General features: G+C 68.6%; 13 protein-coding genes. 12 read left to right on the top strand and 1 reads right to left on the bottom strand.

The features are described 5' to 3' along the window. The first annotated feature begins 28 nt into the window (after positions 1–28). Genes leuS through holA form a run of 3 tightly spaced genes read left to right on the top strand, consistent with a single transcriptional unit; the run spans position 29 to position 4,288 of the window. Positions 29–2,701: a leucine--tRNA ligase gene (gene leuS, locus CAP38_RS11810; protein ID WP_086121600.1), complete on the top strand. Its 2,673-nt coding sequence runs from the start codon at positions 29–31 to the stop codon at positions 2,699–2,701. Between the two features lies 1 nt (position 2,702). After that, positions 2,703–3,236 (top strand): LPS assembly lipoprotein LptE, encoded by a 534-nt coding sequence (gene lptE, locus CAP38_RS11805; protein ID WP_086121599.1) that lies wholly within the window; start codon positions 2,703–2,705, stop codon positions 3,234–3,236. After that, a complete protein-coding gene (gene holA / locus CAP38_RS11800; protein WP_086121598.1) occupies positions 3,236–4,288 on the top strand; it encodes a DNA polymerase III subunit delta in 1,053 nt (350 codons plus the stop codon). The genes lptE and holA overlap by 1 nt, the downstream gene beginning before the upstream one ends. Positions 4,289–4,302: 14 nt before the next feature. Here holA and CAP38_RS11795 read toward each other — a convergent pair whose 3' ends face one another. After that, the gene (locus CAP38_RS11795) at positions 4,303–5,265 is read right to left on the bottom strand and encodes a helix-turn-helix domain-containing protein (protein ID WP_086121597.1); all 963 of its coding nucleotides are present in this window, start codon (positions 5,263–5,265) and stop codon (positions 4,303–4,305) included. A 177-nt stretch (positions 5,266–5,442) separates the two neighbouring features. On the opposite strand from CAP38_RS11795, the gene CAP38_RS11790 reads away from it, so the two are divergent. From CAP38_RS11790 to CAP38_RS11750, 9 genes are all read left to right on the top strand, one after another. Then, complete coding sequence (locus CAP38_RS11790; protein WP_086121596.1) at positions 5,443–6,639, top strand: amino acid ABC transporter substrate-binding protein; 1,197 nt, start codon at positions 5,443–5,445, stop codon at positions 6,637–6,639. Next, the gene (locus CAP38_RS11785) at positions 6,639–7,541 is read left to right on the top strand and encodes a branched-chain amino acid ABC transporter permease (RefSeq protein ID WP_086121595.1); all 903 of its coding nucleotides are present in this window, start codon (positions 6,639–6,641) and stop codon (positions 7,539–7,541) included. The genes CAP38_RS11790 and CAP38_RS11785 overlap by 1 nt, the downstream gene beginning before the upstream one ends. Next, positions 7,538–8,566 (top strand): branched-chain amino acid ABC transporter permease, encoded by a 1,029-nt coding sequence (locus CAP38_RS11780; protein ID WP_086121594.1) that lies wholly within the window; start codon positions 7,538–7,540, stop codon positions 8,564–8,566. Before CAP38_RS11785 ends, CAP38_RS11780 begins: the two co-directional genes overlap by 4 nt. Next, positions 8,556–9,350 carry an ABC transporter ATP-binding protein gene (locus CAP38_RS11775; RefSeq protein WP_086121593.1) on the top strand — a complete coding sequence of 265 codons (795 nt, stop codon included), beginning with the start codon at positions 8,556–8,558 and terminating at the stop codon, positions 9,348–9,350. Before CAP38_RS11780 ends, CAP38_RS11775 begins: the two co-directional genes overlap by 11 nt. Further along, positions 9,347–10,129: an ABC transporter ATP-binding protein gene (locus tag CAP38_RS11770; RefSeq protein WP_086121592.1), complete on the top strand. Its 783-nt coding sequence runs from the start codon at positions 9,347–9,349 to the stop codon at positions 10,127–10,129. Before CAP38_RS11775 ends, CAP38_RS11770 begins: the two co-directional genes overlap by 4 nt. Positions 10,130–10,158: 29 nt before the next feature. After that, the gene (locus CAP38_RS11765; RefSeq protein WP_086121591.1) at positions 10,159–11,613 is read left to right on the top strand and encodes an aldehyde dehydrogenase; all 1,455 of its coding nucleotides are present in this window, start codon (positions 10,159–10,161) and stop codon (positions 11,611–11,613) included. Positions 11,614–11,652: 39 nt separating this feature from the next. Beyond that, positions 11,653–12,942: a glutamate-5-semialdehyde dehydrogenase gene (locus CAP38_RS11760; protein WP_256924445.1), complete on the top strand. Its 1,290-nt coding sequence runs from the start codon at positions 11,653–11,655 to the stop codon at positions 12,940–12,942. A 51-nt stretch (positions 12,943–12,993) separates the two neighbouring features. Then, positions 12,994–14,286 carry a glutamate--cysteine ligase gene (gshA, locus tag CAP38_RS11755; RefSeq protein WP_086121589.1) on the top strand — a complete coding sequence of 431 codons (1,293 nt, stop codon included), beginning with the start codon at positions 12,994–12,996 and terminating at the stop codon, positions 14,284–14,286. A gap of 104 nt (positions 14,287–14,390) precedes the next feature. Continuing rightward, entirely contained in the window at positions 14,391–16,259 is a 1,869-nt protein-coding gene (locus CAP38_RS11750; protein WP_086121721.1) for a potassium transporter Kup, read from the top strand. Positions 16,260–16,283: the final 24 nt, after the last annotated feature.

Genomic DNA, 16,283 nt, shown 5'->3' with positions numbered 1-16,283 from the left:
TGCCGGCCCCTTGCCGGTCCCCTGCTTCATGCAAGACAAATACGCCCATCAAGACGTCGAGCGCGCCGCGCACGCCCACTGGAACGCCCGCGACGCCTACCGTGTGACCGAAGACGCCGGCAGGAAGAAGTTCTACGCCTGCTCCATGCTGCCCTACCCCAGCGGCAAGCTGCACATGGGCCATGTGCGCAACTACACCATCAACGACATGCTCACGCGCCACCTGCGCATGAATGGCTACAACGTGCTCATGCCCATGGGCTGGGACGCCTTCGGCCTGCCGGCCGAAAACGCGGCGATCAAGAACGGTGTGCCACCGGCGAAGTGGACCTACGACAACATCGCCTACATGAAGCAGCAGATGCAGGCCATGGGGCTGGCCATCGACTGGAGCCGCGAGGTCACCACCTGCAACCCCGACTACTACCGGTGGAACCAGTGGCTGTTCCTCAAGATGCTCGAGAAGGGCATTGCCTACCGCAAGACCCAGGTGGTCAACTGGGACCCGGTGGACCAGACGGTGCTGGCCAACGAGCAGGTGATCGACGGCAAGGGCTGGCGCACCGGTGCGGTGGTCGAGAAGCGCGAGATCCCGGGCTACTACCTCAACATCACGTCCTATGCCGACGAGCTGCTCGACCATGTGCAGCTGGGCAATGACAAGGCCACGCTCAACGGCTGGCCCGACAAGGTGCGGCTGATGCAGGAGAACTGGATCGGCAAGAGCGAAGGCGTGCGATTTGCCTTCCCGCACGAGATCCGCGGCGCCGACGGCGCGCTGATCAACGGCGGTCGCCTGTACGTGTTCACCACCCGGGCCGACACCATCATGGGCGTGACCTTCTGCGCCGTGGCGCCGGAGCATCCGCTGGCCCTGCATGCGGCCGCCACCCAGCCCCAGCTCGCGGCCTTCATCGAGGAATGCAAGAAGGGCGGCACCACCGAGGCCGAACTGGCCACCCAGGACAAGCTGGGCATGCCCACCGGCCTGCAGGTGACCCACCCGCTGACCGGCGCGAAGGTGGACGTGTGGGTCGGCAACTATGTGCTCATGACCTACGGCGACGGCGCCGTGATGGGCGTGCCCGCCCACGACGAGCGCGACTTCGCGTTCGCCAAGAAGTACGGCATCGCCATCCGGCAGGTGGTGGCGGTGCAGGGCGAGACCTTCAGCACCGATGCCTGGGCCGAGTGGTACGGCGACAAGCAGCGTGGCGTGTGCGTCAACTCCGGCGTGCTGGACGGCCTGAACCAGAAGGCTGCGGTGGACAAGGTCGCGTCGCTGCTGGCGGAACAAGGCCTGGGCGAGAAGAAGACCACCTTCCGCCTGCGCGACTGGGGCATCAGCCGCCAGCGCTACTGGGGCACGCCGATCCCCATCATCCACTGCGAGGCCTGCGGCCCGGTGCCGGTGCCCGAAAAGGACCTGCCGGTGCGCCTGCCCGAGGACCTGGTGCCGGACGGCAGCGGCAACCCGCTCAACAAGTGCGAAGCCTTCCTGAAGGTGGACTGCCCCTGCTGCGGCAAGCCCGCGCGGCGCGAGACCGACACCATGGACACCTTCGTGGATTCGTCCTGGTACTTCATGCGCTATTGCGATCCGAAGAATGCGGATGCGATGGTGGCCGGCGGTGCCGACTACTGGATGCCGATGGACCAGTACATCGGCGGCATCGAGCACGCCATCCTGCACCTGCTGTATGCGCGCTTCTGGACCAAGGTGATGCGCGACCTGGGCCTGGTGAAGGTGGACGAGCCCTTCACCCGCCTGCTCACCCAGGGCATGGTGCTCAACCATATCTACTCGCGCCGCACCGACAAGGGCGGCAAGGAGTATTTCTGGCCGCACGACGTGGAACACGTGCTGGACGAGGGCGGCAAGATCGTCGGGGCGAAGCTCAAGAACGCGGTGGGCGCATTGCCGGTGGGCACGCCCATCGACTACGAGGGCGTGGGCACCATGTCCAAGTCCAAGAACAACGGCGTCGATCCGCAGGACCTGATCGAGAAGTACGGCGCCGACACCGCGCGGCTCTACACCATGTTCACCGCGCCGCCCGAGGCCACGCTGGAGTGGAACGACGCGGCGGTGGAGGGCAGCTACCGCTTCCTGCGCCGGGTCTGGGCCTTCGGCCATCGCCATGCCGACGCGCTGCGCGCCGCCACGGCGGCCGACCTGAGCGGCGCCCCGCTGCGGCCCGAGGCCCGCAAGCTGCGCCGCGAGATGCACCTGGTGCTCAAGCAGGTGAGCTACGACTATGAGCGCATGCAATACAACACCGTGGTGTCGGGCTGCATGAAGCTGCTCAATGCGCTGGACGACTTCAGCTTCGATGACTCGCCCGGTGATGCCGCCGTGCGCTGCGAAGGCATGTCGCTGCTGGTGCGCATGCTCTACCCGGCCTGCCCGCACATCACCCACGCGCTGTGGACCGAACTGGGCTACGCCCGCGCCGTGGGCGAGCTGCTGGATGCGCCCTGGCCGGCGGTGGACGAATCTGCCCTGGTGCAGGACGAGATCGAGCTGGTGCTGCAGGTCAACGGCAAGCTGCGGGGCAGCGTGACCGTGCCGGCCGGCGCCGACAAGGCCGCCATCGAGGCCGCCGCCCTGGCCAGCGAAGCCTTCCAGAAAGCCGCTGCCGGTGCCGCGCCGAAAAAGGTGGTGGTGGTGCCTGGCCGGCTGGTCAACGTGGTGGTCTGACATGGCCCGCCCGTCCAACCGCCGTTCCCTGCTGCTGGCCGCGCCTGCCCTGCTGCTGGCCGGCTGCGGATTCCGCCTGCGGCAGGCGCCGAAGTTCGACTTTGCGTCGCTGCGCATCGCCGGCCTGGAGGGCAATGCCGTGGCCGTCGAGCTGCGGCGCGAGCTGCGACTGAACGGGCTGCCGGCGGTCAACGGGGCCGACCCGGTGCCGCCCCCGGTCAACGGCGTGCCCGCCCCCGGCCCCGACGTGGTGCTCACCGTGCTCACCGACCAGCGCGAGCGGGCGGCGGTGGGTCAGACGGCGGCCGGTCAGATCCGCGAGCTGCAGCTGCGGGTGCGCTTCCGGTTCCGGCTGCGCAGCGCCGACGGTCGGGACCTGATCGACGAGACCGAGATCCTGATCGAGCGCGAGCTCAGCTTCAACGAGACCGTGGCCCTGTCCAAGGCGGCCGAAGAGGTCCGCCTGTACGAGGACATGACCAGCGACATCGTGCAGCAGGTGGTGCGGCGCCTGGCCACGGTGAAGGTGCGCTGATGCAGGTGGCTGCGCCCCAGCTGGCGGCACAGCTGCAGCGCGGCCTGCGCAGCCTCTACACCCTGCACGGCGACGACCCGCTGCTGGTGCAGGAGGCGGCCGATGCCATCCGCGCTGCCGCGCGGGCCCAGGGCTACACCGAACGCACGGTGCACACCGTGGCGGGCGCGCATTTCGACTGGAGCGGCGTGCTGGCCAGCGGCGCGTCGCTCAGCCTGTTCGCCGACCGCCAGCTCATCGAGGTGCGCATTCCGTCCGGCAAGCCGGGCAAGGACGGTTCGCAGGCCCTCCAGCAACTGGCCGAATCGGCCGACGGCAACGACAGCACCCTGCTGCTGGTGCTGCTGCCCCGGCTGGACATGGCCACCCAGAAGTCGGCCTGGTTTGCGGCGCTCGACGCCCATGGTGTGACCGTCAAGCTCGATCCGGTGGACCGCAAGGCCCTGCCGGCCTGGATCGCGCAGCGGCTGCAGGCCCAGGGTCAGCGCGTGGTGGCCGGTGATGAAGGTCAGCGCACCCTGCAGTTCTTCGCCGACCGGGTGGAAGGCAACCTGCTGGCCGCCCACCAGGAGATCCAGAAGCTCGCCCTGCTGCACCCGCCGGGCGAACTCGGTTTTGCGCAGGTGGAAGCCGCCGTGCTCAACGTGGCGCGCTACGACGCATTCAAGCTGGCCGAGGCCGTGCTGGGCGGTCAGGTGCACCGGGTGCAGCGCATGCTGGACGGCCTGCAGGCCGAGGGTGAGACGCCGGTGCTGGTGCATTACGCGCTGGCCGAAGACATCCGCACCCTCAACCGGGTGCGCGCCGCCATGGACGACGGCCGGCCACTGCCGGTGGCGCTGCGCGAGAGCCGCGTGTGGGGCGTGCGCGAGAAGCTCATGGAGCGGCTGCTGCCGCTGCTGGCGCCGGCCACGCTGGCGCGCTGGCTGGACGATGCCCATGTGGTGGACGGCATCGCCAAGGGCCTGAAGTTCCCGGGCTGGCCGGCCGATCCGTGGCTGGCCCTGCACCAGCTGGCCATGAAGGTGGCCCAGGGCTGCGCCCTGCGCTGAGGCCTGCCCGGCGCTCAGGCCAGATGGCCCAGGGCGCTGGCCCGCCAGTCGCTGGGCGAGCGGCCGGTGTGCTCGCGGAACACCCGGCTGAAATGGGCCGTGCTGTTGAAGCCCCATGAAAGGGCGATGTCGGTGATGGTGCGCCGCGCCCGCGCCGGATCGGCCAGTTCGCGCATGCAGCCCTGGATGCGCTGGCGCTGGATGTAGTGCGCCAGTGTGTCTTCCTCGTCCTGAAAGGCGTTGTGCAGGTGCCGCTTGCTGCAGTTGAGCGAGCTGGCGATCTGGTCGAGCGTGAGCGACGGGTCGCGCAGGTGCTGGCCGATGTGCAGCCGGATGCGGTCGCGGAAGGCCTGCAGCTGGGTGGTGGCATCGGCCCGGCCGGCCAGTTCCTGCAGCGACAGCCGCACCAGCTGCAGGATGAGTTCGCCGGCACCGCGGGCGGCGGTCTCGCTCATGCCCGGCAGCTCCTGGTAGGTGGTGCGCATGGTCTCCAGGGCCACCCGCGCAATGCCGCTCACGCCGCCCACATGCCGGGCCATCAGCGGCTCCAGGCGCAGGCCGCGTTCGGCCAGCTCGTCCTTGGGCAGCATGACGATCAGGTGCTCCACCCGCTCCGGGTTGGCCACCTCGTAGTCGCCCGAGGTGTCGTAGATGGCCCAGCCCCCCGGGCGCACCCAGGTCTGCCGGCCCATCTGCTGCACGCCGGCGCTGCCCTGCCAGGGCGCCACGATCTTGAGGTAAGCCCGGTCGGCCGCCTGGGCCATGCGCGGGCTCTTGATGACGCGGTGCCGGTTCGCTTCGAGCCGGGTGAGGATGACGTCGCCCGCGTGCGAGGCGGCCATGCGGCCGTCGAAGCTGTCGTCGCCGTACAGGTCGGACTCCAGTCCGCCGAAGTGGGTCCAGATCCAGTCGCGCCACACCGCCGCGCGCTCGGCGGGCGCGATGTGGTCGGTGTTCATGCTGGGGGTGTCGGACATGGCCGGGGGATTATCCGGACGCTCCGCGGCGCTGTCCCGCGCCGGGTCATCGCACCGGGGTAAACCCTGAGGCCCATGCACGATTGATCAAACAGGTAGTGCGCCGCCAGCCAAGCGCAAAACAGGTCGGCCACCTACCATGACAAGGTCAGTCCAACCACAACCGGAGACAACACCATGGTGAACCCGAACCGCCGAGTCATGATCCAGCGCACCGCCGCCGCGGTGGGTGCCCTGTCGGTCGCGCCGCAGCTGCTGGCCCAGTCCGCCCCCGTTCGCGTGGGCTATTCCATGTCGCGCACCGGTCCGTGGACCGGCGGTGCCCAGACCAGCCAGGAACCCAACTACCTGCTGTGGGCCGAGCAGCAGAATGCGGCCGGCGGCCTGGACGTGAAGGGCGTGCGCCGCCGCATCGAGCTGGTCAGCAGCGACGACCGCAGCGACGTGGAAACCGTGGTGCGCACCTATGAAAAGCTCATGGGCAGCGACAAGGTCGACCTGGTGCTGCCGCCCTGGGGCAGCAACGCCAACTTCGCCACTGCGCCGCTGGCCAACCGCTTCGGCTACCCGTTCCTGGCGCCCACCGCGCTGTCGCGACGCCTGATCGAGATGAAGCTGCCGTTCTTCTTCTCGCTGCTGCAGCAGCCCAAGCCCATGTGCGATGCGGTGGTCGACATGCTCAAGGCCAACGGCGTGAAGACCGTGGCCTGCATCTATGTGGACGACCTGTTCGGGCTGGAGAACTACGCCGCGCTCAAGGTGGCGCTGCAGGGCACCGGCATCCAGCTGGTGGAGGACAAGAGCTACCCCGGCGGCGTGAAGGACCTCTCGCCCACGCTGCGCTCCATCAAGGACAAGAACCCCGACGCCTTCATCGGCTTCACCTACCCGCCCGACACCATCCTGGCCAGCCGCCAGGCCAAGGAGATCGGCTTCAACCCGAAGTTCTTCTACGCCTCGGTGGGCACCGCCTTCCCGCTGTACAAGAACGTCATCACCGCCGCCGGTGCCGAGGGTGTGCTGGGCATGGGCAGCTGGAACAGCAAGACCAGCCCCGGCGCCAAGGCCTATTTCGACGCCCACGTGGCCAGCCAGAAGAAGGAACCGGACCGCTGGGCCAGCGGCGCCTGCTGGGCCGGCCTGGAAATCCTGACCGCGGCCGTCAAGGCGCAGGGTCTGGACCGCAAGGCCATCCGTGACTATGTGGCCAACACCACCCACAAGACCATCCTGGGCGACATTCGCTTCCAGGGCAGCGAGAACGTGGGCACCCCGGGCAGCGTGGGCCAGTGGCAGAACGGCGAGTTCGAGGTGGTGTGGCCGGCCAAGATCGCCACCGCCAAGCTCAACCCGAACAAGCCTGCCTGGAAGTGATGTCGTTCTCCTCGTGGCTTGAGCTGATCGCCTCCGGTCTCATCACCGGGGGCATCTATGCCCTGGTGGCCCTGGGCCTGAACCTGCAGTACGGGCTGATGCGCATCCTCAACATCGCGCACGGCGAGTTCCTGATGGTGGGCGCCTTCGTCACCTGGATGGTGCAGACCTCGTTCGGGCTCTCGCCGCTGTGGATGATTCCGGTCTCCTTTGCCCTGCTCATGGGCATCGGCGTGGCGGTGCACTGGCTGTGCTTCCGCCGGCTCACCGCCACCTCGCCCAACCTGGACGTGTTCGAGGCGCGCGGCCTGATGGTCGCTTTCGGCCTGATGTTCCTGGTGCAGAACGCCATCTCCTGGATCTGGGGCGGCGACCTGCGCGGCTACGACTTCCTGACCCAGCCGCTGTCCATTCCGCTGCCGGGCGGGCAGGCGCAGTTCGCGGTCAACAAGCTGCTGGTGTTCGCGCTCGCCCTGCTGTTTGCCGGCGCGCTGATCGTGCTGCTGCGCATGACGCTGCTGGGCAAGGGGGTGCGGGCGCTGATGCAGTCGCCGGTGGGTGCGCAGCTGGTGGGCATCGACACCCGCCGCCTGCACCCGCTGATGTTCGGCATCGGCCTGGGCCTCTCGGGCGTGGCCGGCTGCCTGCTGTCCATGGCCTACACCATCAGCCCGTCCATGGGCGAGCCCTACACCGTGACCGCGCTGATCGTCATCACCCTGGGCGGCTTCGGCAGCATGGGTGGCGCACTGGCCGGCGGCCTGCTGCTGGGCGTGATCGAGGCACTCGGCATGCATTTCACCAACCCGTCGCTCAAGGCCCTGCTGAGCTATGTGGTGTTCATCGGCGTGCTGCTGCTGCGGCCCGAAGGACTGTTCGCCCGAAAGACCCGCAAAGCATGAACGCCCGCCAGATCCTCATCCGCGACCTGCTGGTCCTGTTCGGCCTGACCGGCTGGGCCGTGGCCCTGCCCGGCTTTGCCAGCGAGTTCGTCACCTCCATGGCACTGACCTGCCTGATGTATGTGGCGCTCTCGTCGAGCTGGTCGCTGTTCTGCGGCACCACCCGCTACCTGTCGCTGGCCACCTCGGCCTTCTTCGGCATCGGCGCGTACACCAGTGCGCTCTCGCTGGAGCACATGCCCTGGGCCCAGGCAGTGCTGCTGGGTGCGCTCATTGCGGCGGCGGTGGCCATCGTCATGGGCGCGGCGGTGCTGCACCTGCGCGGCACCTACTTTGCGGTGCTGACCTTCGGCATGACCGAGCTCATCCGCCATGCCATCAGCTACTTCGAGAAAAGCGTCACCGGCACCGTGGGCCGGGTGCTGATGGTGGTGCCCGAGGCCAGCACCGTGTACTACACCGTGCTGCTGCTGGCGGTGCTGGCGGTGGCCCTGTCCATCGTCATCCGCCGCACCCGCTTCGGCCTGGCCATGCTGGGCATCGGCGCCGACGAGCAGCGGGCCCAGACGCTGGGGGTGAACACCCGACTGATCAAGATCGCCGGCTTTGCGCTCACGGCCGCGGTGGCCGGCGCCGTGGGCGCGGCCATGAGCGTGCGCTGGACCTACATCGACCCGCACACCGTGTTCAACCCCTTCATCGGTTTCCAGACGGTGCTGATCGCCCTCATCGGCGGTGCCATGACGCTGTGGGGCCCGCTGATCGCGGCCATCGTGTTCAGCGTGCTGGCCGAGACCCTGCGCCTGCAGGTGCCGCAGGTCTACATGATGTCGCTGGGTCTGTTGCTGATCCTCTCGGTGCTGTACCTGCCGGGCGGCCTGGCCTCGGTGCGCGCCGAGACCTTCCGCGGCTGGGGCCGTGACATCAGGGCCGGCTGGGCCGACCTGCGCGACGAGCTCAATGGCGAGCGGCGCCGGCGCGAGGCGCGCGAGAAGCAGTTGCGGGAGCGTCGCCATGGCTACTGAACCCCTGCTGCAGGCCGCCGAGGTGACGGTGCGCTTCGGCGGGCTGACCGCCGTGGACGCCGTGTCGGCCACCTTCATGCCGGGCGAGCTGGTGGGCATCATCGGGCCCAACGGCGCCGGCAAGACCACCTTCTTCAATGCCATCTCCGGCGTCACCCGCCCCACCAGCGGTCGCCTGGTGGTGGCCGGGCGCGACCTGAGCGGCCGCGGCCCGCACCGGTTCGCGGCCAACGGCCTGGCCCGCACCTTCCAGACGCCGCGCACCTTTGCCGACATGGCGGTGCGCGAGAACATCGAGTTCGGCCTGAAGTTCGCCGGCCGCCGCCCGCGCCGCTACTGGCTCTGGGGCGAGGAAGCCTCGGTGCCGTGGGCGCTGCGCACGGCCGACAGCATCCTCAACCTCATCGGCCTGTCGGCCCAGGCCGATCTGCCGGCCGCCGCCATCACGCCGTCGCAGCAGCGCCTGCTGGAGATCGGCATGGCCCTGGCCACCCGCCCGCGCATGCTGCTGCTCGACGAAGTGGCCGCCGGCCTGACCGAGAGCGAGGTGGAGGACATGGCCCTGCTGATCCGCCGCCTGCGCGACGAACTCGACCTCACCGTGGTCTGGATCGAGCACGCGGTGACCACGCTGCTGCGCCATGTGGAGCGGGTCATCGTGCTGCACCAGGGCCGCAAGATCGCCGACGGCACGCCGGCCGAGGTGGTGCGCGATCCCGAGGTGATCGAGGCCTACCTGGGCGACGAGATGGCCACCGACGAAACCGCTGGAGCCGCCGCATGATGTGGTACCGCCCCCAACCCTTCGAGCTCGGTGGCTCGGATCGCGCCCACCTCAAGGTGCATGGCCTGAGCGCCGGCTACGGCGCCTTCCTGGTGCTGCGCGACATCGAGCTCGACATCCGCCCCGGCCTGACCGTGGTGCTGGGCCCCAACGGCGCCGGCAAGACCACCCTGCTCAAGGCCCTCAACGGCCTGATCCGCCGCCAGGGCGATGTTCGCCTGAACGGTGCCGACCTGCCGGAAAAGACCCACGAGATCGTGCAGGCCGGCGTGGCCCTGGTGCCCGAGGGCCGGCAGCTGTTCCCGCAGCTCACCGTCACCGAGAACCTGGAACTCGGCGGCTGGCTCTGCCCCAAGGCCGAACGCGCCCGCCGCCTGGAACAGGCCTTTGCCGACTTCCCCAAGCTGCGCGAACGCGCCCAGCAGCTGGCCGGCACCATGAGCGGCGGCGAGCAGCAGATGGTGGCCGTGGCCCGGGCCATGATGTCCGCCCCGCGCCTGCTCATGCTCGACGAACCCTCGCTCGGCCTGGCGCCGCGCATGGTGGACGAGCTGCTGGCGATTGCCCGCCGCATCGCCGACGCCGGCACCACCGTGCTCATGGTCGAGCAGAACGTGCGCAAGGCGCTGGCCGTGGCCGACCGCGGCTACGTGCTGGAGCGCGGCAGCCTGGTGGCCAGCGGCCCGGCCCGGCTGCTGGCCCGCTCCAGCGTCATCCGCGAGGCCTACCTCGGTGCCGGCAGCGAGCCGGCGAAGAAGCCGGCCGCCGCCACCGCCTGAATTTCACCCCCATTCCTCAGGAGAAACCCATGTCCGATCTGTCCATGCTCATCAACGGCCTGAAGGTCACGGCCGAAAAAGGCGCCACCTTCGAGCGCCGCAACCCGCTCGACGGCTCGGTGGCCACGCGCGCCCCGGCGGCCAGTGCCGCCGATGCGGTGATGGCGGTGGAAGCCGCGGCCGAAGCCTTCAAGACCTGGAGCGAGACCGGCCCCGGCACCCGCCGCGCGCTGCTGCTCAAGGCCGCCGATGCGCTGGAATCCAAGACGCCGCGCTTCATCGAGGCCATGGCCGCCGAGACCGGTGCCACCGCCATGTGGGCCGGCTTCAACTGCATGCTGGCCGCCGGCATGATCCGCGAGGCCGCCGGCCTGACCACCCAGATCAGCGGCGAGCTGATCCCCTCCGACGTGCCCGGCTCCATGGCCATGGCGGTGCGCCAGCCGGCCGGTGTGGTGCTGGGCATCGCGCCCTGGAACGCGCCGGTGATCCTGGGCGTGCGCGCCATCTGCGTGCCCATTGCCTGTGGCAACACCGTGGTGCTCAAGGGCAGCGAGAACTGCCCGCGCACCCACCAGCTGATCATCGAATCGTTCGAGGACGCCGGCTTTCCGCCCGGCGTGGTGAACTACATCACCAACGCCCCGGCCGATGCCGGTGCCGTGGTGGAAGCCATGGTGTCGCACCCGGCCGTGCGCCGCGTCAACTTCACCGGCTCCACCAAGGTCGGCAAGATCATTGCCGGCACCTGCGCCCGCTACCTCAAGCCGGTGGTGCTGGAGCTCGGCGGCAAGGCCCCCATGGTGGTGCTCGACGACGCCGACCTGGACGATGCCGTCAATGGCGCGGCCTTCGGCAGTTTTGCCAACAGCGGCCAGATCTGCATGAGCACCGAGCGCATCATCGTGGACCAGAAGATCGCCGACGACTTCGTGAAGAAGTTCGGCGACAAGGCCCGCAACCTGCCGGTGGGCGACCCGCGCAAGCCGGACCCGGTGGTGCTGGGCTCGGTCATCGGCATGGCCACGGTGAATTTCTGCAACGAACTCATCGACGACGCCCTGGCCAAGGGTGCCAAGCTGGTCTGCGGCGGCAAGAGCCAGGACACCCTGATGCCGGCCACCGTGCTCGACCACGTGACCCCGGCCATGCGCGTCTACCGCGAGGAAACCTTCGCGCCCCTCAAGTGCATCGTGCGGGTGAAGAACACCGAAGAGGCCATTGCCTGCGCCAACGACAACGAGTACGGCCTCTCGGCCTCGGTGTTCGGCCGCGACATCGCCCGCGCGTACAACGTGGCCCGCAAGATCGACAGCGGCATCTGCCATGTGAATGGCCCCACGGTGCACGACGAGGCCCAGATGCCGTTCGGCGGCGTCAAGGGCAGCGGCTTCGGCCGCTTCGGCGGCAAGGCCGGTGTGGCCGAGTTCACCGAGCTGCGCTGGATCACCATCCAGACCACGCCGCGCCACTACCCGTTCTGATCGCCTGGCCTGGCTCCCGATACCGGGCTGGGTGAGACAATCGGGGGCATGAACGCCAGCAACACCACCGAACTCATGCACACCCTGGGCCAGCAGGCCCAGGCTGCCTCGCGGCACATGGCCCGGGCCGGTGCGGCCACCAAGGTGGCGGCGCTGCAGGGCCTGGCGCGGCTGCTGCGGGCCAGTGTCCCCAGCCTGCAGGCCGCCAACGAGCTCGACCTGACCCGAGCCCGCGCCGCCGGCCTGGCCGAACCCATGGTCGACCGGCTCAAGCTGACCCCCAAGGTCATCGAGACCTGCGCCCTGGGCTGCGAGCAGCTGGCCGCCATGCCCGACATCATTGGCGAGATCTCCGGCCTGCGGCAGATGCCCAGCGGCATCCGGGTCGGCCAGATGCGGGTGCCCATCGGGGTGTTCGGCATGATCTACGAGAGCCGCCCCAACGTGACCATCGAAGCCGCCAGCCTGTCGATCAAGAGCGGCAACGCCTGCATCCTGCGCGGCGGCTCGGAAGCCATCGACTCCAACCGCGCCCTGGCGGCCCTGGTGCAGCAGGCCCTCACCGACGCCGGCCTGCCGGCCGATGCAGTGCAGCTGGTGCCCACCACCGACCGTGCTGCCGTCGGCCAGCTCATCGCCATGCCGCAGTACGTGGACGTGATCATCCCGCGCGGCGGCAAGGGCCTGATCGAGCGCATCAGCGCCGAGGCCAAGGTGCCGGTCATCAAGCACCTGGACGGCAACTGCCACACCTACGTGGACGACCCGTGCGACATCGACATGGCGGTGCGCGTGGCCGACAACGCCAAGACCCAGAAGTACAGCCCCTGCAACGCCACCGAGAGCCTGCTGGTGGCGCGCGGCGTGGCGGCCGCCTTCCTGCCCCGCATCGGGGCGGTGTATGCGGCCAAGGGGGTGGAGATGCGCGGCTGTCCCGAGAGCCTGGCCCTGCTGGCCGGCGTGCCGGGCGCGCACCTGACCCCCGCCACCGAGCAGGACTGGGGCGAGGAATACCTGGCGCCGGTGATCAGCATCAAGTTGGTCGACGGGCTGGACGAAGCGATCGCCCACATCAACCGCCACGGCAGCCACCACACCGAATCCATCCTGACCACGAACCACGTCCACGCCCAGCGCTTCCTGCGCGAGGTGGACTCCTCCAGCGTCATGGTCAATGCCAGCACCCGCTTTGCCGACGGCTTCGAGTACGGGCTGGGCGCCGAAATCGGCATCAGCACCGACAAGTTCCATGCCCGTGGCCCGGTGGGTGTGGAGGGACTCACTTCGCTGAAGTACGTCGTGCTGGGCGAAGGCGAAATCCGCACCTGAGCGCGCTCAGGCCCTTGCAAGCACGGCCGCAGGCCCCACGTAGCCCCGATCATGGTTCCTCATCTCGTCACCGCCCTGACCGGCCCCATCAACGAACTCGAACAGCGCATCCTGGAGTCCACGCCGGTGATCGAGCGCTGGTTCCGGCTGGAGTGGATGGAGCACACGCCGCCGTTCTACAGCTCGGTGGACGTGCGAAACGCCGGCTTCAAGCTGGCGCCGGTCGACACCAATCTGTACCCCGGTGGCTGGAACCACCTCACGCCCGAAATGCTGCCGCTGGCGGTGCAGGCGGCCATGGCCGCCATCGAGAAGATCTGCCCCGAGGCCAAGAACCTGCTGCTGGTGCCCGAGAACACCACCGACAGTTTCTACCTGAGCAACCTGGCCACGCTGCAGCAGATCTTCTACATGGCCGGCCTGAACGTGCGGGTGGGGTCGCTGTCCAACGACATCACCGAGCCGGTCACCAAGGAGCTGCCGGGGGGCGGCAGCATCGTGCTGGAGCCGCTGCTGCGCAGCAAGCGCCGCCTGGGCCTGAAGAATTTCGATCCCTGCACCATCCTGCTCAACAACGATCTCTCGGCCGGTGTGCCGGGCATCCTGGAAGACCTGCACGAGCAGTACCTGCTGCCGCCGCTGCACGCCGGCTGGGCCACCCGCCGCAAGAGCACCCACTTCAAGGCCTACGAGGAAGTGGCCAAGCGCTTCGGCAAGCTGCTGGGCATGGACCACTGGCTGATCCATCCCATGTTCAGCCAGTGCGGCGAAGTCGACTTCAACGAGGCCCACGGCCTGGAGTGCGTGCGCAGCCATGCCGATGCCCTGCTGACCAAGGTGCGCCGCAAGTACAAGGAATACGGCATCAACGAGAAGCCGTTCGTGGTGGTCAAGGCCGACAACGGCACCGGCGGCATGGGCATCATGACGGTGCGCGACGCCAAGGACATCGATGCCCTGTCGCCCCAGGCCCGCGCCCGCATGGCCACGGCCCAGGGCGGTCGCGCGGTCAGCGAGGTGCTCATCCAGGAAGGCGTGCTCACCCACGAGCGCATCAACAGCGCCGTGGCCGAGCCGGTGGTCTACATGATGGACCGCTACGTGGTGGGCGGCTTCTACCGCATCCACGCCGACCGGGGGGTGGACGAGAACCTCAATGCCCCCGGGTCTAGCTTCGTGCCGCTGGCCTTCGAGCAGAGCGCCCAGCTGCCGCAGCCCGGGGCCAAGCCCGGCGCCAGCGTGCCCAACCGCTTCTACATGTACGGCGTGATCGGCCGGCTGGCCATGCTGGCGGCGAGCTACGAGCTCGAAGCCACCGACCCCGAAGCCGAGAACTACGACTGAACCGCCGGCCGGTTTAGGCCTTCCTCCCGGTTGCTGCAATGCAGCAGACGGGGGCAGAATGGCGGCTTCGCGACAAAAGCCCCGCCGCGCTGCGGGGTTCCCGTGTGTCCCGCTCGCAATCATCTCTGGCCGCGCTCACCCTGGGCGCCATCGGCGTGGTCTATGGCGACATCGGCACCAGCGTGCTGTACGCCGTCAAGGAAATCTTCGGCTCCGGCCATGTGCCCTTCACCCATGCCAACGTGTATGGCGTGCTGTCCATCATCTTCTGGACGCTCACCACCATCGTCTCCCTGAAGTACGTGGTGCTGGTGCTGCGGGCCGACAACGGCGGCGAGGGCGGCCTGATCGCCATGCTGGCGCTGGCCTCCACGGCGGTGAAGGACAAGCCCCGCCTGCGCTCCACCCTGGTGGTCATCGGCATCTTCGGCACCTCGCTGTTCTATGGCGACGGCGTCATCACCCCGGCCATCTCGGTGCTGTCGGCGGTGGAGGGCCTGGAGGTGGTGTCGCCGCACTTCAAGCGCTACGTGCTGCCCATCACCCTGCTGGTGCTGTTTGCGCTGTTCGCGGTGCAGAAGCGCGGCACCGGCGGCATCGGCAAGTTCTTCGGCCCGATCACCCTGGTGTGGTTTGCCGCCATTGCGCTGCTGGGCATCAGCCACATCGTCCATCACCCCGAGATCCTCGGCGCCATCAGCCCGCACCATGCGCTGCGCTTCATGATCGAGCAGCCGGGCACCACCTTCATCATCCTGGGCGCGGTGGTGCTGTGCGTCACCGGCGGCGAGGCGCTGTACGCCGACATGGGCCACTTCGGCAAGAAGCCGATCCGCGTGGCCTGGTTCAGCATCGTCATGCCGGCGCTCACGCTGAACTACTTCGGTCAGGGTGCGCTGCTGCTGGACAACCCGGAAGCGGTGAAGAACCCGTTCTTCAACATGGCGCCCGAGTGGGCGCTGCTGCCCCTGGTGGGGCTGGCCACCATGGCCACCGTCATCGCCTCGCAGGCCCTGATTTCGGGCGCCTTCAGCGTGACCAAGCAGGCGGTGCAGCTGGGCTTCCTGCCCCGCCTGAACCTGCGCCACACCAGCGTGCGAGACACCGGGCAGATCTACATCCCCTTCGTCAACTGGGCGCTGTTCACCGCCATCGTGCTGGCGGTGGTGATGTTCAAGTCGTCCTCCAACCTGGCAGCGGCCTACGGCATTGCGGTCACGCTGGACATGCTCATCACCACGGTGCTGACCTTCTTCGTCATCCGCTACGGCTGGAAGTACCCGCTGTGGCTGTGCGTGGCGGCCACCGGCGTGTTCTTCGTCATCGATCTGGCCTTCTTCAGCTCCAACCTGCTCAAGCTGTTCGACGGCGGCTGGTTCCCGCTGGTCATCGGCGGCGTGGTGTTCATGCTGATGATGACCTGGAAGCAGGGACGTGCCCTGATGCGCAAGGCGCACGAGGCGGATGCGATCGAGCTCTCGTCCTTCCTCGACGCGGTGTTCGTCAGTCCGCCCCAGCGGGTGGAGGGCACGGCGGTGTTCCTGTCGGCCGAGCCGGGCATCGTGCCCAATGCGCTGCTGCACAACCTCAAACACAACAAGGTGCTGCATGCGCAGAACCTGTTCGTCACGGTGCGCAGCCACGAGGTGCCCTGGGTCGGCCTGGACGAGCGGGTGCAGGTGGAATCGCTCGGACGCGACTGCTGGGCCGTGACGGTGAACTACGGCTTCAAGAACGACCCCGACATCCCCAAGGCGCTGCAGGGCCTGCGCGGCCGGGGCTGCGACCTGGAGCCCATGACCACCAGCTATTTCCTCTCGCGCGACGTGGTCACGCCCACCCTGGGCAGCGGCATGGCGCCGTGGCGCGAGAAGCTGTTTGCGCAGATGCACCACAACGCCGGCGCGGCCGCGGCCTTCCTGAACCTGCCGGCCAATGCGGTGATCGAGCTGGGCTCCAAGGTCGAGATCTGACGCGGCGGCGGCATCGGCACCCGG

The sequence above is a fragment of the Hydrogenophaga sp. IBVHS2 genome, assembly GCF_002127215.1.
GTDB lineage: Bacteria > Pseudomonadota > Gammaproteobacteria > Burkholderiales > Burkholderiaceae_C > Hydrogenophaga.
Note: the sequence above shows the minus strand (reverse complement) of the source record. Positions and strands in the feature narration are given on the sequence as shown.